Genomic DNA, 22,655 nt, shown 5'->3' with positions numbered 1-22,655 from the left:
GGGCTGCAGCTACTAACTAGTTGCAGCCTCTTTGGCATTTTTAGCTACCATTTGAAGAGGTTTCGTTAGCGCAACGAAATCACTCACACTCTGTCGCTGTTTTATTGAGCTATCGTTTCCCGTTAGCGTAATCCGTAGTATTTATCCTTCTGTTTGAGCCAATTGAAAATAATGCTTCTAAAGGTGTCTAAAGGCAACTCACAGTACATTCCTTCGTCGGAATACGGATCGATTATCTTCACGGTTGTTTTGCTTAGCTCGATCACATGGTACTTCACATCACCTAAGGTACTGTTGGTTACTTTACCGCTTAGTACATCATCAATGGAATCAATCAACCAAATACCCTTTTCATCTTTATCTTGAAGATTTGTTCCGATAAAGGCTTCTAACGACCCAAAACCTGTCGGCAGCGAAATCACAGGTACTCCATTCATATCAATAAGTTTAAAATTCAAAACTATTCTCCTACTCTCGATTCATGATTTCTTAGGTTTGTGCAGAGGATTTGAGATAAAATGGTACTTCCATTGCTCTCTTTGAACCAATGCAAACCCATTTTTAAAATCATTAACAACAGCATACTGTGGGGTTATTATTATTTCTCCGTTTTTGTTTATAAATCCCCATTTCTCCTTTAATTCAACAGCAGCAAGTCCTTCGCTAAAGTTCTTTATATCATCATATTTAGGTTTAACAATTACGGTTCCACTCCTGTTTGCAAGGCCACATTTTCCAGATTGTTGAATCATGATCAAGCCTCCATCCAAGGGCTTTATTTTTTCATATATGGGCTTCAAGATTACTTTTCCGGTTTTATCAATGAGCCCCCGCTTTAAACCGTTCTGAACAATTGCGATTCCGTCTTGAAAATCAAATACGTTATCGTATTGAGGCTTTACGATTACTTTTCCAGTTTTATCAATAAAACCCCATTTTCTCTCCTTGCTCATTATTGCGGCCATACCTTCATTAAATGATTGAGCGTCAGTAAATTGAGGCTTAATGACTTCTTTTCCTTTTTTATCGATAAATCCAATTTTCGAACCCTTACTAAACAAAGCCAATCCATTACTAAAATCAAACGCATAATCATAACGAGTCTTCAGGACCACCTTACCCGTTTTATCAATAAATAAAGGATTTCGATCTCCTGGATCGTTAGCTACCAGAGCCAATCCTTCTGTGAAATAGTTAACCTCAGGACGACCAACACTACCTACACTATTATATTGAGGTTTTATAATCTCTTTTCCCGTTTGGTCGATAAATCCCCATTTCCCATTTTTATAAACTGCAGCCATTCCGCCAGCAAAAGGTTCAATCGCCCCATATTGTGGGGTTACAATTTCTTTTCCGGTTTTATCAATGAATCCCACTTTGTTATTTTTGTACACCTTTGCTATTCCGTATTTGAAAGAATCAACTCTGTTATATCGAGGTGTTACAATTGCTTTTCCCGTTTTATCAACAAAACCCCACTTATCGTTCTTTTCCACTGCAGCCATACCTTCGCTAAAATCATCTACCCAATCATATTGCGGTTCTACAATCTCTCTGCCGGTTAGGTCTACAAACCCAATTTTCTTCTCTTTTTCGACCCTCCCAAAACCCTCAACGAATGCAGTCGCCCAATCATACTGTGGTTCAACGATAAATTTACCAGACCTATCAATAAAGCCATATTTTGCACCTTGAACATCGTACCAGAGCTTTAGACTCCATTCTCCACCAGTAGCAATCATTGCAACTCCCTCTTCACTAAAGTCACTGGCGTAAGAAAACTCAGGTTCAATAGGATTAGGAATGGTTTCATTAGCTCCTGCAATTGTTATGTTACTAAGCATCATGAAAATACACGTCAAAATGAATAGTCTCTTCTTCAAATGGCTCATCCCTTCAATTCATAGGTTATAGTTATTGGCGTTAAATAATTACAATTATCGCATATTCATGAAAACATGGTCTACTCTAAATCCAAATCCATGAGACCGATGAATTTCCGGATCGGCTGTCGTCTATATAAACGAAGGCATAAATGAACACAAACAAATTTGACGAAGAGGTGTTTTGAAAATGGCATTAACGTCCGCATTCACGAGCTTCAACCTGCCTGTAAAAAACGTAGAACAATCGAAAGCGTTCTTCACCGGGCTCGGATTCGAGCTCAACCCCCAATTCCCCGATAACGAGAATTCGGCAGCCATCGTGATCGGCGACAACCTGCAGGTCATGCTGATCAGTCAAGCCTTCTTTAATACGCTCACGGAGAGGGAATCCGTCGATACGAGCAAGTATGCGCAGATGACGATCGCATTGGCCTTTGAGAGCCGGGAAAAGGTCGATGAAATCGTGAATACCGCGGTCTCCTTAGGCGGAAAATTACACGCTGAACCTGAAAATCATGGGGTCATGTATCATTGGGGCTTCGTGGACTTGGACGGCCATCTGTGGGCCATTAACTGCATGAACGTGGATGCGGTACAAGGTTAAACCTAGCGGTGAGCATGCTCATACTAGGTTCAAAAAGAAAGACGCCGGGCATCTTCCCCGACGTCTTCTTCGCGATGATTAGTTTTGTTCGGTATAGGCTTTGAAATTGTTCATAATCGCTTGCCAGCCTGCTTGCTGGAACTCGACGGGATTGGAGCTTTCCGCGTCGAACGTTTCAATGACCTTCGTCTCGTTCCCTTGATCGACGAAAACAATATCCACTCTTCTTCCGTCTCCCAGGGTGTAGCCGATCGCCTCATGCCGATTCACGACATCGTAGACGCCGCCAAAATCAAAGCCCATGCTGCCATCCTTCGCTTCCATCCGTGTCAGAAACTTGCCGCCGACCCGCAGATCGTTTTCGGCTCTTGGCGCATGCCAGTCCTCAGACGCTTGATTCCACTTCGTGATGTGATCCGGCTCGGTCCAATAGCGCCATACCTTCTCGACAGGGGCTTGAATAACGGCTTGCACGGTTACTTTCGTCGGTTGATTCGTTTCCATTTTAAATAGACACCTCTCTCATGATAATCGTCGTTTGGTTATTCTCAATAATATAGACGTAAGCCAATGACGAAATTCATCGGTCAATTCGTTCAGGCAGCCCAAATCGCGAAAATAATGGCGTATGAATGAAATTTTGAACGTGCAGAATTTGATTTTCTTTGGTTTCGATGACGTGGATGCCCCAGGGTACCAGGCCGGAGCCCTCTTTGTCCGGCATATACTGGGCCAACGCCGGATAACCGCCATTCACCGTAATAGGCACAAGTCGCGAACCTTCGCAATGCCAGCGAGTGAGCGCGAAAAAAGCAGACAAATCTTCCTTGCCGCGGACCCACATCTCGAAGGGCGGCATCGACATGCAGCCTTCCTCGTGGAACAACGCGACAAGCGCAGCAATATCGAATTGCTCGAAGGCCTCCACATACCGGGATAGCAGTTGCTGCTCCGGTTGAACGTCCATGCTGCTAAGCTCATCCGAGCGAAGCTGTGCCCGGTCCATCGTCTCTCGGGCTCTTTGTAAGGCGCTGTTCACCGCTGCCGGCGACATCGCCAACGTTTCCGCGATCTGCTTGGAGGGCCATTCAAATACATCCTTCAAAATGAGTACCGCGCGCTGTCGCGGAGGCAAGTTCTGCAGGAGAGCGATGAAGCACAATTGAAGGGTCTCTCTGCGGACGAGCCGATCCTCCGGATTGCCCCCAAAGTCGGGAGACGGCCAGATCCAGGCAGAATCCGGCAGCGTGTCGCGCGGCTCGACGATGGCGACGGCCGGATCAAACAGATCAACGGGAAGCGCGCGGCGTTTGGATTGTCTCAGCTTGTCCAGGCAGAGGTTGGAGGCAATCCGATAGACCCAAGTTTTGAACGAGGAATCCTGTCTGAACGTGCTCCAGCTCTGCCAGACCCGAATACTCGTCTCCTGAACGGCATCATCCGCATCGTCTATGGAGCCTAGCATTCGGTAACAGAACGAGGTTAACCCCGGCTTCAAGCTTGCAAATAATGGTTCGTCAAATGCGGTCTCGTTCATCGCGGCCTCCCTTAACGATCTCCCCGAAGGGCAGTACCTTCATTATATGCAATGAAGCGAACAGCCTCAATATTTTTACGATGCTTCCTTCAATTCCACCGGCTCCGGAAAGGCGAGCAGCTTGCCCTTCGTCTGCACCACTATCATGCCGCTGTCGCTTAAAGTCGGGCCGAACGCGCGCGCCGGTACGTCCATCCGGAACAACGTTCTGTTCTTGCTCGGGTTCATGACGATTAGCTTCCGGTCGGTTTGGTAAATATAAAGCCCGTTGCCTACAATATCGAACCGGGCGATCGGATTATCGATCGCGTATTCAACTACCGCTGTTTTGTCCACGGTCTTTACCCCGTAGAGCCGATAGCTTCTAGCATTCGTGGATACGAAGAATATCTTGCCGGCTGCTGGTCCGGCGGCATAGTTTACGTTTGAATTGCCCCCATACACCCAGTAGATCTCCTTTTTCGTTGAAGGCGTAGCAGGATCCGCATCGAGCGGAAAGGCAAGAACTTTAATGCCGAAGGAGAGATAGATTTTGCCGTCGCTCACGAATAGGCGTTCGATAATCCGCTCCTTGCCGTTCGGATTGATTTTGGCCGATTCGTATTCCGTCGACTTGAGCACTTTGCCTGTTCGCCAATCGACGGTTTTGACCGCCGAGCCTTCCGGCTTATCCAGTGCGAAGATATAATCCAAGTGCCGTGCCATGAACGTGCCTTTTGCCTCATTAATGTATAAGGGCTCGCCGATGTCCATCAGCTTCCACAGCACCTTGCCTGTCTTCCGGTCAAGCCCGAGCGTCATGTCGTACATATAGGCGCCGGATTCCTCATGCCGCTCCACCAAAACATCACCCATCGCCGTCACGGTCCCGAAAGCCGGAAACTCGTAGTCGTCCTTCCATAGTCTCTTGCCATCGGACAGACGATACGCGTCACATGATCGCTGACCGAGATCAGCTCGTCATTCGTCACCGTAAACTGATGAACGTCCGGCTGCTTAGCCGACGATGCCCAAATCCGTTTGCCCGTCGCCGCGTTCACCGCATAGAGAGTGCCGTCGCCTGAGGCTGCGTATACTTTGCCATCCGCATAGGCGAGCGGCAGCTTCAATCCGCTGCCGTATTTCCAGATCCGCTTGCCGGTTTTGACCGATACGGCGAGCAGCTGTCCTTGGTTCAGATAGAAGACCTTTCCCTCCTCCGCAAGCGCAACCCCATTGTTCAAATCGAAGCCGGGATCGAAACCCGACATATCCACCGTCCAAGTCGGCTCGACGGTCTTCGCATCGTTCAAGTAGTCATAATTATCGCCAATTTAAGACGATTGCCCGTTCACTCCGCCCGCATCGGCAACTTTTACTCCCAAAAACCCCAATACTACCGCAAGCACCGCTATGGCGAATAAGCTTCCATTTTTCAATAGGCACCATCTTCCCATTATTTAACTGTAAATGTAGACGCAGCAGTATCCCGAAAGTTGCTTCTCCGCTTGATTTGCGACGGCTTTATGTTTAATTTCAGTTACCGGCACGTTCTTACATTCGGTCTTTAGACATCTTTATGGCTTAATTGCTTTAATGATAGAGGCTTGTATATAGTCATTAATATTTGCTCCAGGAACCCAGTCCTTAATGAATTCGCGTGATTCATCTTTCGGTTCAACAATGACTTCAACGAATCCGCTTTGACGAAGCATTTCTTTGAGTTCTTTGACGGTTGATGCCCCCGAAATGCAACTCGCTAATGAATCTAGATCACTTTTTATTTCTGCTGGCAACTCTGCTGTTGTTACAATATCGGAAATAGCTAATCGACCGCCCGATTTTAATACCCGGAAAGCTTCATGGAAGACTTGCTGCTTATCCGGCGATAAATTAATCACACAATTCGAAATGATTGCATTGATCGTTTCAGACTGAATTGGCAAGTATTCTATTTCTCCCAACCGAAATTCAACATTCTTATATCCATTTTTAGTAGCATTATTGCGGGCTCGGCTAACCATTTCCGGGGTCGTATCGACACCAATAACTTTCCCCGTATCCCCTACTTGTTTGGCGGCGAGAAAACAATCGAAACCAGCACCGCTCCCCAAATCAAGAATAGTTTCCCCGTCCTTAATCGACGCAATGCCTTGAGGATTTCCGCAACCAAGCCCGAGGTTAGATCCTTCCGGAACGATTGAGAGTTCTTCATCAGAGTACCCTAGCTTGGAGGAGATCTCATTTACTCCATCGCAACAACTTGAAGACGAAGTGCTTGGCGAGCAACAGCTCGCATTCGAAACGTCTTGAATGGCGATCTGCTTGTAACGGTTGCGCACATGCTGTCGAACTTCATCGTTTTGAACTTGATTCATGGAAATCATCCCCTAATTGATAATAAATCAAGATTTTTTGATTAATACTGCAAAAAGAAGACTGTCTCTAATTTCAAGAACAGCAACCGCTTGAATGATCGTCCCTCTTACGAAAAATGCAGCACAGTTCAGGAGAAAGCAATCGATTGACCTCTGCATGATTCAATTCATAGTAACTCCACGTTCCTCTAGTGTCACGCGAGATCAATCCAGCATCAAGTAGGATTTTAAGGTGATAGGACAGCTTGGATTGCGGCATATCCACGATGTTGACGAGATCGCAAACGCAGACGCTTCCCTTCTGGGTCAGTTCGTACATAATTTGCAACCGTTTCTGATCGGCCAACGCTTTGAATTTTGCTTCATATTTGACGAAATCAACGTTTTCATTAGTTACCGTAGCAAGGGGAAGCTCTTTAATCATTTTCACTGCCCTCCATAAGCAATTCAATTGCGAAGTAATTCGTTTACGAATCATTGACTCAAAAACATTTGATAAATGAATGGTAACATGGAAAAAATCGTATTTCAATCATTAAATCAATTTTTCTTGATATTATCATTAAAACATTCTTCCCAAGAGAGGCAATCACAATTCACACTGTTCGCCAAAATGGTCTTCATGCGGGTCATTTGCTGGATTTTGGCTTCGAGTTCATTCTGTTTCCTCATGGCCATGAGCCTCCACCTCTCGGAAGGTGCGACTTGTAAGTCAAAACCATCCAGCAGTTGTTTGATTTCTTGGATTTGAAACCCGGCGCTCTGTGCAAGCTTAATCGTTTCGATCCGCCCCAATACCTCAACGTCATACACCCTCTTACCGTTTTTACGATGCGGTGGCTGTAGCAATCCGATTTGTTCATAATATCGTAAAGCTGATGTCGTAGTGCCGCACTTTTCAGCAACTTCTCCTATGGAAAGCATGAAACTCCCCCCTTGACTTCAAGTTAACTTGAAGTGATATGCTTTTCCTCAGCATACAATATCCATCGGTTTGGGACAACTTAGGGGAGGATTCATGATCATTGCAATAGGAATTTTCATTGTTACTTTGGTTTTTGTAATTTGGCAGCCTCGCGGACTTAATATTGGATGGTCTGCATGCGCTGGCGCTATCCTGGCATTAATCTTTGGGGTTGTGAATTTGAGCGATGTCTGGGATGTGACGCAAATCGTATGGAATGCTACGCTTGCTTTCGTAGCAGTGATTCTGATTTCGTTAATCTTGGATGAAATCGGCTTCTTCGAATGGGCTGCTCTGCATATGGCCCGGTTTGCTAAAGGCGACGGCAACCTGATGTTCATTTACGTCATTTTGCTAGGCGCTGCCGTAGCCGCATTTTTCGCAAATGATGGAGCAGCGTTGATCCTTACGCCGATCGTGTTGGCCATGGTTCGGGCTTTGAAGTTCGATGAACGAATGATTATCCCTTTTATTATGGCAAGCGGGTTTATCTCGGATACAGCCTCCCTTCCACTCGTCGTCAGCAACCTAGTCAATATCGTGTCTTCGGACTTTTTCGGTATTGGATTCGCCGAGTATGCAGGCCGTATGATCGTTCCGACGATCTTCTCGATTGCGGCAAGCTTGCTGGTTCTGTACCTGATGTTTAGGAAGAGCATCCCAAAGCAATATGATCTTACTCAGTTAAAGCAGCCAAAGGAAGCCATTAAGGATATGAGGTTATTCCGGATTTCGTGGATAATTTTGGCCGTTTTATTCATTGCGTATCTGACAAGTGAATTGATGAACGTCCCCGTCTCCATTATCGCTGGCGTTGCCGCTATCATCTTCCTCTTATTAGCTAGACAATGCAAAGGGATTCAAACCTGGAATCTCATAAAGGGTGCTCCCTGGGCGGTTGTTGTCTTCTCGATCGGGATGTACGTCGTGGTGTATGGATTGCGCAATGTTGGACTTACCGACGAGCTAGGCAAACTATACGATTGGTTCGGAGACCAGGGATTATTCGCGGCCACGGTGGGATCCGGATTTATCGCGGCCATCCTTTCCTCAATCATGAATAACATGCCGACTGTTATGATTGACGCGCTTGCTATTCAAGGCGCCGATGCAGTCGGCATTGTTCGTGAAGCCTTCATTTACGCAAATGTCATTGGATCTGATCTAGGGCCCAAAATAACGCCGATAGGTTCCCTGGCTACCTTGTTGTGGCTGCACGTGCTTAATTCTAAGGGCGTTAAAATCGGTTGGGGCTATTACTTCAAGATCGGCATCATTCTGACCGTCCCCGTTCTCTTTATCACGCTGACGAGCCTTTATCTCTGGCTCAAGATTATTAATTAATATCATTAAATACAATACACCTTAAACCTAAAGGAGAATGACACAATGGAAAAACCACTTGTATATTTTCTTTGTACGGGCAACTCTTGCCGAAGCCAAATGGCGGACGGATTCTTAAATACGATTGGTGGTCATCTCTATGAAGTGAAAAGTGCTGGACTTGAAACACATGGAATGAACACGCGTGCAGTTGAAGTCATGGCAGAAGTCGGCGTCGACATCTCTACGAATACCTCCAACGTCATTGATTCGGAGACTTTAAATCGAGCAACCTACGTCATCACACTGTGCGGACATGCCGATGAGCATTGCCCTGTCATCTCCAACCCGAACGTCGTCAAATGGCACTGGGGCTTCGACGATCCCGCTAAAGCGACTGGGACGGAAGAAGAAATAATGGATCAGTTCCGTTCAGTACGCGATGCCATCAAGTCGCGCGTTGAGCAATTCGTTCGTGAGGGTTAAAAGGACGGCAACAAGTACCGGATAGAGGTTCAGAAAACATCTGAATCTCTATCCGGTACTTGTTGAGTATCATTTCAAATTTATCGTTAAACATGAAAGACAGCCTTTGCGATTCAATAACCGTTAGGGAGAACGAATAGCTTCCCTTCACCAGGCGCGAAGGTTGCGGACATTTGCCCCGTCGTATTATTGTAATCGGTAGCGACTTCGTTCCCGTTCACCTTCGATATTTCTTTCACTGTGCTCGGAAGCGGAGAAAACGAGAACGAAACTGTTCTTGAATTGGTGATATCCCGGTTCGTAACCATCACATACTTGCGCCCGCTGTCATCTGTAAAGTATCCGAACACGAGCGGTTCCGCTGTGCCGGTAGGCTGCATGAAAAAGCTTGCGGGGAGCGCAGTTGTGCTGTTCGGCAGCGTTCCTGTGTGATAGACCGCCTGTGAAGTCAACGACATGAGCTTGGGACCGAGTTGCAAGACTTCAGCGTTCAGCGTTTGCGCCCACGTATAGGAAGTATTTTTCGTGCCATCCGGTAAAATGAGCCCGTCATGAAAAGCCTCCGTTCCCCCCGACCACGGCGTCCAATACGTAAAGTATATATATCCCTTTGCTCCGTAAGCGAGGTTAGTGTAGATTTGATACCTCATTTCCGCCTCATTCGGAACCCTTAAATAACCATTAATCCCGATGGACTGAATAAAGGACCAGAAATCGACCCCGCCGGCCAAAGCCTGGCGTCTAATGATCTCCAGATTGCTATAATAATCGCTAGTTATCCCCCCGCCGATACGGAACGGATAATGATCGAACACGAGTACATCCGGCAGCTTGCTGACCCAGCGGTAGACATAGTCTTCATACGTGCCGCCCTGTATATTCTGGTTGATGGTAAACCAAAAATCGGCATTCATGGGCGTACCTGCGACATACGCTGTACCGTCGTTGGTCCAATTGTCGCCGATCAAGGAATGAATCACCCATCCGACCGAATTGTTTCCTCCGCCATTATGGGTAAGCTCGAAATAGTAGGAGGTGTCCGGACTTACGCTGGCGTTTAAGGTGAACGTAACCCAGTTGTTGGATGCGCCATTCAGCGTTTTCTGGGCGATCAAGCTTGTTTTGGAAGGAGAATTCCAAAGCGACAAATTTAATTCTTCATTCGCGGACCACTGGGTGTCGTCTATCCACATCTGGATCGTGGATATCGTCGTTTGATTAGGCTTGGTCTTGAAGGTTTGTCCCAATGGCTGGGCGGAAGTGACATAAGCGCCTGTCTGCTCCGTTAATCCTAGCTGCTCCGGCGCGGCGTAAGTCGGAAACAGATTCACGAAGGTCATATGATTCGGATCGGTTTGCCTCAATCTCATCATAGTGTCTTGAATGCGCGTCATAATCGCGGCGGATGGCTCATCGTAAATATTGTAGCCCTGGAAAGCGGCTTTGGTTGTAAAGTGGTTGGCAACATCGTCGATTTCCGTGTTGGAAGGCTTCCCGCCGTCATTGTAAACCAATTGGGAAAATGAAACTTTGAAATATAGGTCTTGGGCGGTCGCGACTCCGTTCTCGTACATTTGGCCGTCGGCATAAGCGTTGCCGAGTCTTATCGCTACATTATTCGGACTGTTGCTGGTTAACTCCATATAATAGGTGGAATTGGAGTTGATGGTTTTATAAATGCCGAACACCGGGAAATCGGTGCTTCCGCTTCCCGTAATCGAATCGCTTCCAATCAACGTCGTTTTGCTCGGACTGTCGTAAATCGAGAGCGTTAACGTTGTACCGGACGGCCAAAATGTTTTGTCGATGCCGAACTCGACAGTGTTAAGCCCCCAGCCCGTGCCGCTTGGCGTTTTGAACGTTTGCCCGATCGGATTGTTGTTCCGAACAAATACCGTAGACCCTTGGATGGTTTGGGACAGTACGTTCGTTCTCCAAGCCAATCTCAGATCTGAGGCTATCACGACCAAACCATTGTTGGCAGCATGGGTAAGCGCCGTGTCCACCTCATCGAGCGTATCCACGCCATTCGAAGCAAACACGACGTTGGCGTTCATCTCCTTGATTTCCTGATACCGCGCATCTGTCGTATGTTCGGAATCCGGCGACCAATAGACGCCGATTGGAAACGGCGTAATCTCCGGTACATATGCACGCGCCTGCGAAGAAAAAGTAACGAGACATAGCACTGCGACAACAACAGCCATGACACTTTTTCTCATCGTATCGTCTCCTTTATTATTCATCATAGCGATTCCAACAATTGTCCTTCTCCCGGCATTAGATCGAGGCGAATCCACTGTTCCCCGTCCGCATGATGGAGCCGATGCCGGACGCCGCTGCGCCACACGGACAAACTTTGCAATCGGTTCGCTTCTACGTTTAACCGAATGGTCGCGGATTGTTGAAAGCTTTTGTTCACAATCATCCACTTCCGGAACCCCAAATTATCTTCCAAGCATCCGATGACTATGGGATCGCCTTCAATTTCCGAGATCGGGTATAGAGCGGTGCGACTATCCTTGGAAAGAAGCCCGTCATTGTGAATAACGTCCACTGACTTGCAATTTAACAGAATGGCTCCGATATCCTTTATTTGCCGATTGATCCGACGAACTTCCTCGTAGCGTTCTGTCCGGTTTCCCTGCCGATCGATCATGGCTTCTCCGAAAACTTCTCCATTTGCATCGCTTGGCGTCCAATAGGTAAAGTACTGTATGCCTTTCGCTCCGTAGGCCAAGCTCATATTCACCTGCCACAGCAGTTCCTCGGCGGTGGGGTCCCGCAAAAAATTATCAATCGCTATCGTTTGAATAAACACCCAAAATGGAATTCCGAATTCCAGCGATTTATTCCTGATTTGCTGCAAATTATCGAAATAATCCGCGCTAATGCCGGGCGCCTGTTCCGATTGCGCAACCCATAAAGGGTAATGGTCATAAGACAATAAAGTCTGCTTTACTTTGCGGCAGTAATTGTCCAAGTATTTCGGGTAGGTGTCGCCTAACTGCGTCGACGGCGAAGCATAAGTCGGATACAGGTTGATATAGGCCAAGCCTGAAGGGACAATCTTGTAATACCTCTCGGCAATGCTGCCGAGACGATCGAACATGGCCACTCCCGGTTCATCGTACAAGTAGTGGCCCAGATAAGCCGGATGATCGCTAAACTCCTGAACAAACTGGGCAAGTTGCTCCTCGTCTTCGAGCTTCGTCACGCGAGCATCGTTTACGATGTATTTCAAGCCGCACTGCCAGGCATAGTCCATGGATATTCGAATGCCATCCGGTTCTCCTTCCCAGTTATTAAAATCGTTAATATGCGTAAATCCGGCATCGCGGATTTCCTGGAATCTAGCTAGCGATAATTCGTGTTTCGGCGGCGAAACCCAAAAGCCAATCGGCAGTGTCATTTGACGCTTCCTCTCCTTAGTCGTGTAATGAATCAGAAATGCAATTCGAGCTTGACACTGCCGTCGAACGAATCGATTGTTACCGTCTCCTGTTCGCATATACGGACCCCCGTACCGGTTACGCTTTGCGGTCTTCTCCCTTCCGGATGGGGAAGGCGCAGGCGCACTGTCTGCGGTTTGCGATTCGTCGCACATTCGATCGTGGCGAATATCACCCCTTTCTCGAGCTGCGATTCCACATGCAGGTTGACAGGTCCGAAGTAAGTGGCGACCCCGTTCAGCTCGATTTCCTTGCCGTGCTCAAGCCATCTTCTCGGAACGCCGGGCAACAGGTTCAGTGTCTGCCCATCTTCTTTATAGAGCATCCAGCGGGTTTGCATCAGGAACCAGCCTTCTTCGTGCGTCTTATGCGGGCTCGCGTGAAAATAATGCTCCCAGAAAGTGTACGTTTCCCGGTCGGCCAATCCGGCGAAGCCGTTGTAATACGCCTTCAGGAACGGCTTCACTTCGCCGCGCAGAAGATGCACAAACGGATGAATGCTGTAATAGGGCTGGCTGAGCGCTACATTTCGGATGCACATCAGCTCGTTATGGAACTGGAGCAGGAACTCAGCGGCCGGCTCGTCGGCTCCGAGTACTTCCTGGAAGACGAGATATAGCGGGCCGAGCAGCGAATCGCGGGCAACGATCGAGCCGTGCGTCAGCCACTTGGCACTTTCGGCGTACAGAGACAGCGGCCCTCGATGTTCGACCCAAGGCGGCGCGGTAGGCACCCAGCTGCCGTCGGCCAACGGAACGACCGGCGACAACGCCATCGCCCGGAAGAAGGCGATGCGAATATCCGCCTTAAGCTCCGCCGCCTCTGCGGCAATGCGTTTGGCTGTGGCCGGATCGGTAGCCTCCAGCATCTCTGCCAATCGACTCATCCCAAGATAGGCGTATCCATTCAGCATGAAAGAGTGAAATGGGTCTTCGGGATCGGCCGTTTTCCCTTCCAGCATGCCGTATCCCCGGCCACGGAGCTCCTCGGTCTTGTTGCGATTGCGCCAGGCGACCAGATAATCAAACGCCTTCAGCAGCTTCTCCTTGATCGAGGCCAGCCAGGCTTCGTCCCGCGTATAGCGGTAATGCTCCCCGAAGCTCCAAAGCGCGGCCCCCGTCTCCAACATGTATCCGCCGAAATTTTGAATGAACCCGTCGTCATGCTGCTTGTCGAGGAAAAATTGCAGAGAACGCGCCGCCACTTCGCTCCATCCCATAGACTCAAAAAACTGCACGATCGGCGAGCTCTCCGAGCCGATCGCCGTATAGACGCCGATCATCGGAGCGATCGTTCCGTTCGGTTCCGATCCGTAGGAGACAAGATCGAGATGCAGCAAGCCGGCGCGGATCATCTCGTCCAGCCGCTGTTCCGGCACCTTAATGCGGGCGGCGCCGGCGAGCTTGCCGTTCCAGAAAGCGCGGCATTCCTCTAGCCGCGAATCGAAGCTTTGTCTGATCAGCTGCTCGGCGCGAGCTTGCGTAATCGGTCGATGCGGCAAATAAAATTCATAAACGGCGGTCTCCCCCGGCAGGATCAATACCGCCGTCTCCTCTTGCGTCAGCGGCTGACCGTTCAGCTTGGATACGCAGCAGACGCGGTCGTCCGAAAACTTCACGAACCCGTTACGGCCGTCGAACGTGTAATGTTTGTCGTTATTCAACACAAAAGCGTTGGGGATCGGATTTTTGAACCAGGCGTATCGCGGAACCTTGGCCGTATTCGACGCCACCGCGCGGAAATACAGCACGGTCTCCTCTTCCCGGTTCATCTCCCGTTCCATCCGTTCGTTCCGGAGTTCCGTCTGAGCTTCTGTCAGCATATGGCCGTGGCCGAAGCCGTCCGCCACCAGGTAATCCGTCCCTGTAAGCGTTTGCTCGTTTAATGGACTCGATTCGTAGGAAGCAAACGATACGGTGCTGTACGTAATGTCTTCGTCGACAATCGCCGCGTGCAGAATCGGCAGCACACCGTTCTCCAGCCGTCGCGATACGCTCGCCACACAGCCGATGCCGCGCCCCAGCAAATACCGATAGCGGACCGGCTTATCCTCCGTCTCCGGCAGCGTCGTCTCGAAGCCGTGAAACCGCGGCTGGACCCAGTCCCACAACCGTTCCGGTTCCTCTCCGCCGACGCCGCGGAAGCCAATTCCGAAAATCCGCATGTCCCGCGATAAGCCGAGCCACGTCTCACACGGCAGCTCGCGCGTATGGGCGGCAGCCTGCTCGTAGCTCTCCTCCGGCTCGGCGTCGATTTGCTGCAGGTTGCTAAGCTGCCCTCTCGACCGGATGTTCTCTTCGATCTGCCCGTAAGTGCGTCCGTCCTCCGCTTCGCTAACGGCAACCCCGTATGCCGGAATATAGATCGGATATTGCTTGTGAACATCGCGCAAGAAGAAGCTGAACGGATTCTCCTCCGTATCGATCGTAACGATAGCCGGATTCGTTCTCTCCTCCCCGGATGTTGTCTCGACAACAAATTCGAGCCGGATCGCCTCGCCGTCCGCCGAGAAGCTGCCTTGCGACACGGCGCCGCTCCCCTTGACAATCTTCTCTTCGACGATCGTTCCTCCGGTCACGGCTATGCCGCCTTTCACCGGTCCATTGCTCCATTCCACTGCCACTCGATTTCTTACCACTTGCATTCCCTCCTATTTTTTTCGCCGACCTGACTGCGTTGCTCGGCCAACATCGTTTGCTTCGATTGCATCACCCTTTAATGGCGCCAATCATGATTCCTTTTACGAAATATCTTTGCAGAAACGGATACAGAAACATAATGGGCAAAGTCGTCACGATCATGGTCGCCACCCGTATGGTGAACGGAGAGACGGCGGCTTGAAAACTGGAGGTCACTCCGTGTTTGGACATCTCCTCCTGCATTTTATTGTAAATGTCCGCCTCGTTAATCAGCTTTCTCATGATGCTCTGCAGCGTTTCCAGGCTGGACGACTTGGTATAGATCATCGTGTCCAGATAATTGTTCCATTGTTCCACCCCCGCGAAGAGGGCGACTGTCGCAATAACCGGAAGCGAAAGCGGCAATATGATTTTATAGAAAATATAGTAGTTGCCCGCCCCGTCCATCTCCGCCGATTCGACAAGCGAATCCGGAATCGCCTGATAGTAAGCCATCAGAAGCAGGGTATAGAAGAAGTTGAAGGCGCCAGGCAAAATATAGATCAGAAAACTGTCGATAAGCCCCAACTTGCCCATGACGATATAGGAGGGGATTAATCCGCCGCTAATATACATCGTAATGGCGAACAATAGGAGGTAAAACTTTCTCCCCGCCAGGAATTGCTTACTAAGCCCATAGGCGACGAGGGCATTTAAAGCGACGCTCAGCGAAGTGCCAAACAATGTCCTAAGCAGCGAATTCTTGGCAGCTGTCAGCAGCAGATCGTTCCCCAAAATAAAGCTGAAATTGTCCAGCACGAATTTCCTTGGCCATAAGTAGATTCCGCCTCTTAAGGCGTCCGTCCCTTCATTGAACGCCAAAACGAGGCAGTAGTAGAACGGGTACACGGTAAAAAGCAAGATAATAAGCATGTAAAAATAGTTAAGGAGATCGAAAACGCTTTTTTTATTCTCTCTCCTGTTATTTGCCGCCAAGCCTACATCACTCCTACATCTTTCGTTTTTTTGCTGACGAAATTGGCGAAGAGCATTAGCCCCAAGGAAATTACCGATACCACAAGCCCCATCGCAGTGGCATAAGAAAAATCACCCGTAATGAGACCTTTCTGGTAAATGTAATATTGAAGAACGTTGGACTTGGGTTCGTTAATCGTGTTCCCCAGCAGAAGAGCCTGATCGAAGCCTACGCCCAGTAGGCCGCCGATAGTCAAAACAAGCATAATCCCTATGGTCGGCATGATGGACGGTACCGTAATGTACCATGCTTTCTGGAATCGATTGGCGCCGTCAAGCTCGGACGCTTCATAGATGCTTCTATCGATGCCGGTTATGGCTGCCAAATAAATAATCGCCGTCCAGCCGGTCCCCTTCCACGCGTTGGAAAGAATGGCGATCCACCAGTAATACTCCGGCCATCCCAAAAACAGGATCGGTTTATCGACCAAACCGAAATTGACCAAAAGTCGATTCACGATGCCGCTGTCCGGTGAAAGCAAAGTGATGAGCAGTACGGATACGATGACCCATGATATAAAATTGGGAAATGAGCTGGCGGTTTGGACGATTCTCTTGAAAGGGCCATTTCTGATTTCGTTCAACAGAATGGCGAACAGGATCGGCAGCGGAAAGCAAATCAGAAGATTTAGCAGCCCCATGCTTATCGTGTTTCCGATAATTCTTGCAAGATCCGGATCATGAAAAAAACGTGCAAAATTATCCAATCCTACCCATTCGCTTCCGAAAAAACCTTTGCGAAACGTGTATTTCTCGAAAGCGGCAACGATCCCGAACATGGGGAGATACGCAAAAACCAACGTGAATCCTAGACCGATCCACACCATACTTTGATACGTCATCTGCTTCTTCAATCGCACGAACTCACTCTGAGTCTTATTTTTTGCATTCATCATAATTAGCTCCAAATCTTGAGGAAATAAAGGCTTTCCGCATGGGTGATCCGGACGGAAAGCCTCTATGACCTCTTAATCTAAACGGGTTGAACGAGTTGAAGTTATTCCAGGACTACGCCGTTTGCCGCCAGTCTCTCCGCATACTTGCCGGCCTCTGTCGCATAATAGGCTTTTAATTTGTCGATGCCGACTTCCTGCGTTTTGCCCATGAACTCGGCGTACAGACTCTCGAATTGTTCATCCGATTTGGCCGTTATCGTCTGGAAAATGTACTTCTTGACGACATCGCTCAGCTTGATTTCGATATTGGCTTCGTCCGAACCGGGCTTGATAAAGATGGCATTCGTTAGGTATTCGGATTTTAGGCCGACTTTGTACTTTTGGTAGAAGTTCCTGGTTTTTTGGGCAAGCGGATCTTTCTTGGTATTGGCATACACGACCGCATTGTCATACTTGTTTTTAATGATCCATGCGTAATTGAAGTAGTTGTACACGCCATACGTATTCACCATCTTGGTGAAATCCGTGCTGAACAATTTTCCAACCTCGTCTGCAAATACCGGATACTCGCCGCTTTCGTCCTTTTCCATGTTGTAGGTGACGCCTTCCAAGCCATAGAGAGCCAGCTTCTGGCCTTCATCGCTGATCATGAATTTAAGGTATTCCAGAGCTTTGGCCGGATCTTTGGCGTCTTTGGTGATCATCGCGGTTCTTCCGCTCTTGGTGGAGTACCAGATCGGCACTTCATAATTGTCGACGCCATTCGCGATGACAGGTTCGACCGGCGTATAAGACATCTCCGGGTCGATCTTCTGCAGGCTGCCGTTCGCCCCCGAGATGGCGAAGTAATTCCAGATTCCCAGAAGGAATACGTCTCCTGTATTAAGCGGAAGCGACCAATCCTTAAGCGTGAAGGCCTCGGGGTTGATCAAGCCTTTGGCATACAACTGATTCAAATATTTGAGCGACTTTTTACCGATTTCATCCTCATACCAGTAGCCTACCGTTTTGTTTTTCTCGTCGTAATATTTGCCATCGATGGTACTGTGTCCGCCAAAGCTTTGATAGATCGGCCAAGGATTACTGTATAGGAAAAGCTCGGGCAGGAAGAGCGGATACTTCATGTCCGGAAACTTGGCTTTTGCCTGTTCGAGCACCTGCATCAATTCCTCCGGGGTTTTCATGGAAGGGCTTCCAAGACTTTTGTGCAAATCTTCCCGGATGGCCCACTGCCCCGTGGCCGACAATCTTGGGTCTTTAAGCTCGTCGTAGCCAAAAATATTGGATACCAGGTAATATAACTTGCCGTCGTCCTCCTGATTGAATTCCAGTTCGCCTTTCATCAGCATGTCTTTCATCCCCGGGTCGTACTTTTCGATCAAGTCGCTGAGGGCATACACATAATCGCCATCGACCAGGTCTTTATACAGTTGAGTCGTCGGATTCACGTACACCAGAATATCCGGCAGCTTCTCGCCAGAGGCCAGCATAAGCTTCAGCTTCTGGCTGTCGTTGTCTCCGAATACCGGCTCGATCGTCACGCCGGTTCTTTTGGTAATCTCCTTTGACACGGGGTCCTTCCCCCAATTCCAAGGGATCGAACTATTTTCCGCGACATTAAAAAACGTGGTCAAGGTGACCGGCGATTTGGCGGAACCTTCTTGCTGCGTTTGGGTTGCGGCGGGATCGGCGCTCGCCTCGCTTGGGGATTCGCCGCTTTGCCGGCTGCCGCCCGTCTGACAGCCGGTCGCGCTGCCGAGCAGCAGTAAAACGGCAGCACTCAGGATCAAGCAGGATTTGGATGTAGGCCTTAGCTTCATGAAAGTACCTCCTGTTATCGTAATAGCTTGACTATAAATGACCGGCTTCTGCTCTTCAATTTAACTTTTCCCCGAATTGTTTCACATTTCTTAAAGGTTTCGAAATCCGATTGTCCGGTCGTATACGCTCTTATATAATCAAACCAGGGTGATACAATGATCAAACTACTAATGGCGGAAGACGAAAAGCTGGACCGGGAAATGCTTAGATCAGGCATCCATTGGAACCAGCTCGGCATTGAACTCGTCGGCGTGGCGGATAACGGCAACACTGCATGGGAAATTTTCCGCGACCAACAACCCGACATTGTTCTGACGGATATCAAAATGCCCATTATGGACGGAATCGCACTTTCCAATGAAATTAAAAAAACGTATCCGGAAACCAAATTGATCTTTATGTCGGGCTATCAAGACTTTGAATATGCCAAGGCCGGCATCGATTTCCGAATCGTGGAATATCTCACAAAGCCGATCAACCTGGAGGAGCTGTCGCATTTGCTTGCGAGAACCGTAGAGGGTTGCGTGGCGGAGAAATCGCAAAAGTATGAGAAGGAAAGATTTCGGCATCAATTGGCGGAAAGTCTGCCTTTACTGAAGGAAAGGTTTTACAAGGACTGGGTTCATGGCGTTTATCCGGATGAAGAAATCATACGAGAAAAGGCGCTTTTCCTGGGGATACAGTTATACCTCTATACGTATATCATCGTTGCTGACATGGATAACTATGCGGACGGGACAAGCTCCTTTAATGAATACAGCAAGCAATTGCTCGATTCCAGCATACTGAATTGCATCTCCGAAATTGTGCCCGACCCTGACCGCGCCTTCATCTTCCGCAACAAAGAAGGCCAATATGTCATCCTCCTTCACGACGACGAGGAGCAAAGCTCCACATTTTTTACAGCGCTATCAGAAAAAATAAAAATTAACATCAATATGAATGCCAAAATGAACGTTACCTTGAGCATGGGCGGACTGGCGAACAACGCCGGTCTGATTCCCGATCATTACAAGAAGGCGCTCGAGGCTTTGAACTATAAGTTTTTCTACGGCCAGAACCATGTGATTTATTACGATGCCATCGCCGAGCCGGGCTTGGGAACTTTGCCGGACAAAGACTTATATTTTTCCAAAATCTTGAGCGCGGTGAAGGCGGTCGATAAAGAGAAAGTCTTGCAGCTTATCGATGAATTGTTTCATAGATTAAGAGAGAACAGAAGATTTTCCGTCGTATACGTAAGAAACGTGTGCATCGAGCTGTTAAGCAAAGCGCTGATCTCATTGAACGATTTCAATAAAAACATAACCGAACATTTCAATGATATTTCCGTCTATGAACGAATTCTGACCTGCGACCATCTGTCCGTTCTGTCGGACTACATCAAACAAGCGTTTGATAACATCTTCAGCGTCATCTCCGATACGTTCCGAACCAAACACGCCCGGATCATCGAAACGATCAAAAAAACGGTCGAGAACCGTTATTCCGAAGAAATATCCGTGGAGGAGATCGCGGCCGAAGTGTATCTGTCGCCCAGCTATGCGACGACTTTATTCAAAAACGAAACTAACGAAACCATCATCCAGTATCTCACCGGCATACGGATCAAAAAAGCGATGGAACTTCTGCAAGACGATACTATCAAGATTTACGAAGTGTCCCAACGGGTCGGCTATTCCAACATCACATATTTTTCGTCTTTATTCAAAAATCATGTCGGAATCACTCCGAAAGAATTTCGGGCAAAAGGATGATGAAAAAACTCGCTGCAGGCTTCCGTGTCGTGACGTTCTTTCTGAATAACATCGCTTTAAAATACAAGCTTTTGATGTTTTTCGTGTGCGTATTGTTTTTCTTTATTTTCACGATCAGCTATTTCACCTATTCGAAATCCAGCGAATTCGTCAAAGCGGAGACATCGGAGAACAATTTGCTGCAATTGGCCGCCACCGCCAAAAATATCGAATACACGCTCAAAAATTATAACCGCGTCCTAAACAGCTTATATATCGACAACCCATTCATTAAGCTTCTTTCGGACGGGCAACACGCATATGACAATCCGATTGATTTCTATAAGGCGAAGATGAATATTTACGACCATATCTATACAATGCTGCTTCCTTACGATTACAATCCAAAATTCAAGATCTACTTGATCAACAGCACCCTCGAACCCGATCAGGATATTTTCTTCAGTCAAGAGCAGCTCACGTCGAATGACTGGTTCGAGGAATATCCGGTTGAGATTCGCAACTCGCTGAAGTGGAGCAAGGCCTACAAACAGAACGTTAGGGGTGTCGAAAGTTATTGGATTTCCTCCTACATGCCGATACGAGACAGCAACGACGGCAGCATATTGGCGATTGTAAGGCTTGAGTTCAAAATCGAGAGTCTTTTTGAAATTCTGGAGCGTATGACCGTCAAGGGGAAAAGCAAGTTTATCCTCGCGAATTCGGAAGGGGTTATTTTATATAGCTCCGAGCAAGAATTAGTGACTGGAAACGCCAATGAGTTCGAATATTTGCGGTCCGCATTAAACGGCAATAACGGATATTACCAGACAGACCTCCCTGCGAGCAACAACACCGTTTTCTATCACAAGAATGAAGGAACGGGCTGGACACTGATCAACATCGTTTCCTTCGATGAAATTGTCAGCAAAACCGGATATATCCGCAACTATACAGCCCTGATCGCTGCCTTGTCCCTTGTGTTGGCCTTAATAATTACCATTTTGTACGTGAGAATCGTGACCAAAAGAATTCAAATTCTCAGCGCTGCCATGGTACGCGTCGGCAAAGGGGATTTTGAGATTACGACTGGCATCAGCGGCTCGGATGAAATCGGTCAAATGAACCATGTGTTCCTTCGTATGGTTATGAGAACCAAAAATTTGATCGCACAAGTTCATGAAACGGAAAAAGAGAAGTATTTGCTTGAGCTCAAAGCGCTTCAGGAGCAAATTAAACCTCACCTGTTATATAATACGCTTTCAGCAGTCCATTCTATGGCTCACGGCATTGAAGCACATGAGATCAGCAAAGCTATCTTTCATTTGACGGATTTTTACAAGCTAACTCTGAGCAAAGGGATGGATATTATCCCCATCGCGAATGAGTTGCGCCATACGAATAATTACATCGAAATCATAAAAATTAGGTTTAACGAAAAATACCAATTCGTGCAGCAAATCGATCCGGAAATTTACGACTTCCGCACGCCGAAGTTAATTCTTCAGCCCTTCGTCGAGAACGCCATCTTCCACGGATTCGACTGTGTCCTGGACCGCGAACCGGTTATCGAACTGAAGGCGGAGAAAACAAACGACGCGATTGTATTTTACATTTCCGATAACGGCAAAGGGATGGACCAGGGCAAAATAGCCGAAATCTACGGCGATCGCTGTGAAGGCTATGCCATAAAAAATATAGATTCTAGACTACAACTCTACTATGGCTTTCCCTATGGAGTCACGATTATCAGCAAACCTGACAGCGAAACCGTCGTTACGGTCAAAATTCCCTTATTGATCTAATCTTTACCGGTCAACAGATATACGCACCGGAGACTATTGAGCGGATCGTCATCCTCCATCTCCGGGAGCTTTGCATGCGTGATACGATGGTTCAATAAATTGATTACAGCTGAGCAATGAAGGCCAGCATAA

20 protein-coding genes are annotated in these 22,655 nt (G+C 48.0%); 5 read left to right on the top strand and 15 right to left on the bottom strand.

Annotated features, from left to right (window positions below):
* Window positions 1-122: 122 nt before the first annotated feature.
* Both J4772_RS13510 and J4772_RS13505 read right to left on the bottom strand, forming a co-directional pair.
* Window positions 123-458 carry a hypothetical protein gene (locus tag J4772_RS13510; RefSeq protein ID WP_209075605.1) on the bottom strand — a complete coding sequence of 112 codons (336 nt, stop codon included), beginning with the start codon at window positions 456-458 and terminating at the stop codon, window positions 123-125.
* Between the two features lie 21 nt (window positions 459-479).
* Entirely contained in the window at window positions 480-1,886 is a 1,407-nt protein-coding gene (locus J4772_RS13505; RefSeq protein ID WP_209075604.1) for a WG repeat-containing protein, read from the bottom strand.
* 190 nt (window positions 1,887-2,076) lie between these two features.
* Here J4772_RS13505 and J4772_RS13500 point away from each other — a divergent pair, with 190 nt between their 5' ends.
* Complete coding sequence (locus J4772_RS13500) at window positions 2,077-2,493, top strand: VOC family protein (protein ID WP_209075603.1); 417 nt, start codon at window positions 2,077-2,079, stop codon at window positions 2,491-2,493.
* A gap of 78 nt (window positions 2,494-2,571) precedes the next feature.
* On the opposite strand, the gene J4772_RS13495 is transcribed toward J4772_RS13500, so the two are convergent.
* The 7 genes from J4772_RS13495 to J4772_RS13465 form a co-directional block, all read right to left on the bottom strand.
* Window positions 2,572-2,997: an SRPBCC family protein gene (locus J4772_RS13495; protein ID WP_209075602.1), complete on the bottom strand. Its 426-nt coding sequence runs from the start codon at window positions 2,995-2,997 to the stop codon at window positions 2,572-2,574.
* Between the two features lie 76 nt (window positions 2,998-3,073).
* Complete coding sequence (locus tag J4772_RS13490; protein WP_209075601.1) at window positions 3,074-4,030, bottom strand: sigma-70 family RNA polymerase sigma factor; 957 nt, start codon at window positions 4,028-4,030, stop codon at window positions 3,074-3,076.
* A 75-nt stretch (window positions 4,031-4,105) separates the two neighbouring features.
* Window positions 4,106-4,894: a PQQ-binding-like beta-propeller repeat protein gene (locus J4772_RS13485; RefSeq protein ID WP_371822856.1), complete on the bottom strand. Its 789-nt coding sequence runs from the start codon at window positions 4,892-4,894 to the stop codon at window positions 4,106-4,108.
* Complete coding sequence (locus J4772_RS13480) at window positions 4,891-5,322, bottom strand: outer membrane protein assembly factor BamB family protein (protein ID WP_209075600.1); 432 nt, start codon at window positions 5,320-5,322, stop codon at window positions 4,891-4,893. Before J4772_RS13480 ends, J4772_RS13485 begins: the two co-directional genes overlap by 4 nt.
* A gap of 264 nt (window positions 5,323-5,586) precedes the next feature.
* Window positions 5,587-6,387 carry an arsenite methyltransferase gene (locus tag J4772_RS13475; RefSeq protein ID WP_209075599.1) on the bottom strand — a complete coding sequence of 267 codons (801 nt, stop codon included), beginning with the start codon at window positions 6,385-6,387 and terminating at the stop codon, window positions 5,587-5,589.
* Window positions 6,388-6,460: 73 nt separating this feature from the next.
* On the bottom strand, window positions 6,461-6,811 hold the full coding sequence (locus J4772_RS13470) for an ArsR/SmtB family transcription factor (protein ID WP_209075598.1): 351 nt from the start codon (window positions 6,809-6,811) through the stop codon (window positions 6,461-6,463).
* Between the two features lie 116 nt (window positions 6,812-6,927).
* Window positions 6,928-7,311 carry a MerR family transcriptional regulator gene (locus J4772_RS13465; RefSeq protein WP_209075597.1) on the bottom strand — a complete coding sequence of 128 codons (384 nt, stop codon included), beginning with the start codon at window positions 7,309-7,311 and terminating at the stop codon, window positions 6,928-6,930.
* A gap of 94 nt (window positions 7,312-7,405) precedes the next feature.
* Here J4772_RS13465 and J4772_RS13460 point away from each other — a divergent pair, with 94 nt between their 5' ends.
* Both J4772_RS13460 and arsC read left to right on the top strand, forming a co-directional pair.
* The gene (locus J4772_RS13460) at window positions 7,406-8,695 is read left to right on the top strand and encodes an arsenic transporter (protein ID WP_209075596.1); all 1,290 of its coding nucleotides are present in this window, start codon (window positions 7,406-7,408) and stop codon (window positions 8,693-8,695) included.
* 45 nt (window positions 8,696-8,740) lie between these two features.
* On the top strand, window positions 8,741-9,160 hold the full coding sequence (arsC, locus tag J4772_RS13455) for an arsenate reductase (thioredoxin) (RefSeq protein ID WP_209075595.1): 420 nt from the start codon (window positions 8,741-8,743) through the stop codon (window positions 9,158-9,160).
* A gap of 113 nt (window positions 9,161-9,273) precedes the next feature.
* Here the strand turns inward: arsC and J4772_RS13450 are convergent, their stop codons facing one another.
* The 6 genes from J4772_RS13450 to J4772_RS13425 all read right to left on the bottom strand — a co-directional run bounded on the left by J4772_RS13450 (window position 9,274) and on the right by J4772_RS13425 (window position 18,981).
* Complete coding sequence (locus tag J4772_RS13450; RefSeq protein WP_209075594.1) at window positions 9,274-11,382, bottom strand: alpha-amylase family protein; 2,109 nt, start codon at window positions 11,380-11,382, stop codon at window positions 9,274-9,276.
* Between the two features lie 23 nt (window positions 11,383-11,405).
* Window positions 11,406-12,572 carry a beta-galactosidase gene (locus J4772_RS13445; RefSeq protein ID WP_209075593.1) on the bottom strand — a complete coding sequence of 389 codons (1,167 nt, stop codon included), beginning with the start codon at window positions 12,570-12,572 and terminating at the stop codon, window positions 11,406-11,408.
* A gap of 32 nt (window positions 12,573-12,604) precedes the next feature.
* Window positions 12,605-15,250: a glucosidase family protein gene (locus J4772_RS13440; protein ID WP_209075592.1), complete on the bottom strand. Its 2,646-nt coding sequence runs from the start codon at window positions 15,248-15,250 to the stop codon at window positions 12,605-12,607.
* A 70-nt stretch (window positions 15,251-15,320) separates the two neighbouring features.
* Entirely contained in the window at window positions 15,321-16,226 is a 906-nt protein-coding gene (locus tag J4772_RS13435) for a carbohydrate ABC transporter permease (RefSeq protein ID WP_209075591.1), read from the bottom strand.
* Between the two features lie 2 nt (window positions 16,227-16,228).
* Window positions 16,229-17,161: an ABC transporter permease gene (locus J4772_RS13430; protein ID WP_247741089.1), complete on the bottom strand. Its 933-nt coding sequence runs from the start codon at window positions 17,159-17,161 to the stop codon at window positions 16,229-16,231.
* 101 nt (window positions 17,162-17,262) lie between these two features.
* Window positions 17,263-18,981 (bottom strand): extracellular solute-binding protein, encoded by a 1,719-nt coding sequence (locus J4772_RS13425; protein ID WP_209075590.1) that lies wholly within the window; start codon window positions 18,979-18,981, stop codon window positions 17,263-17,265.
* Window positions 18,982-19,137: 156 nt separating this feature from the next.
* Between J4772_RS13425 and J4772_RS13420 the strand changes: the two genes are divergently transcribed.
* A complete protein-coding gene (locus J4772_RS13420; protein WP_209075589.1) occupies window positions 19,138-20,739 on the top strand; it encodes a response regulator transcription factor in 1,602 nt (533 codons plus the stop codon).
* A complete protein-coding gene (locus tag J4772_RS13415) occupies window positions 20,736-22,523 on the top strand; it encodes a sensor histidine kinase (protein WP_209075588.1) in 1,788 nt (595 codons plus the stop codon). The genes J4772_RS13420 and J4772_RS13415 overlap by 4 nt, the downstream gene beginning before the upstream one ends.
* Window positions 22,524-22,655: the final 132 nt, after the last annotated feature.

The sequence above is a fragment of the Cohnella sp. LGH genome (genome assembly GCF_017671885.1).
Lineage (GTDB): Bacteria > Bacillota > Bacilli > Paenibacillales > Paenibacillaceae > Cohnella > Cohnella phaseoli.
Note: the sequence above shows the minus strand (reverse complement) of the source record. Positions and strands in the feature narration are given on the sequence as shown.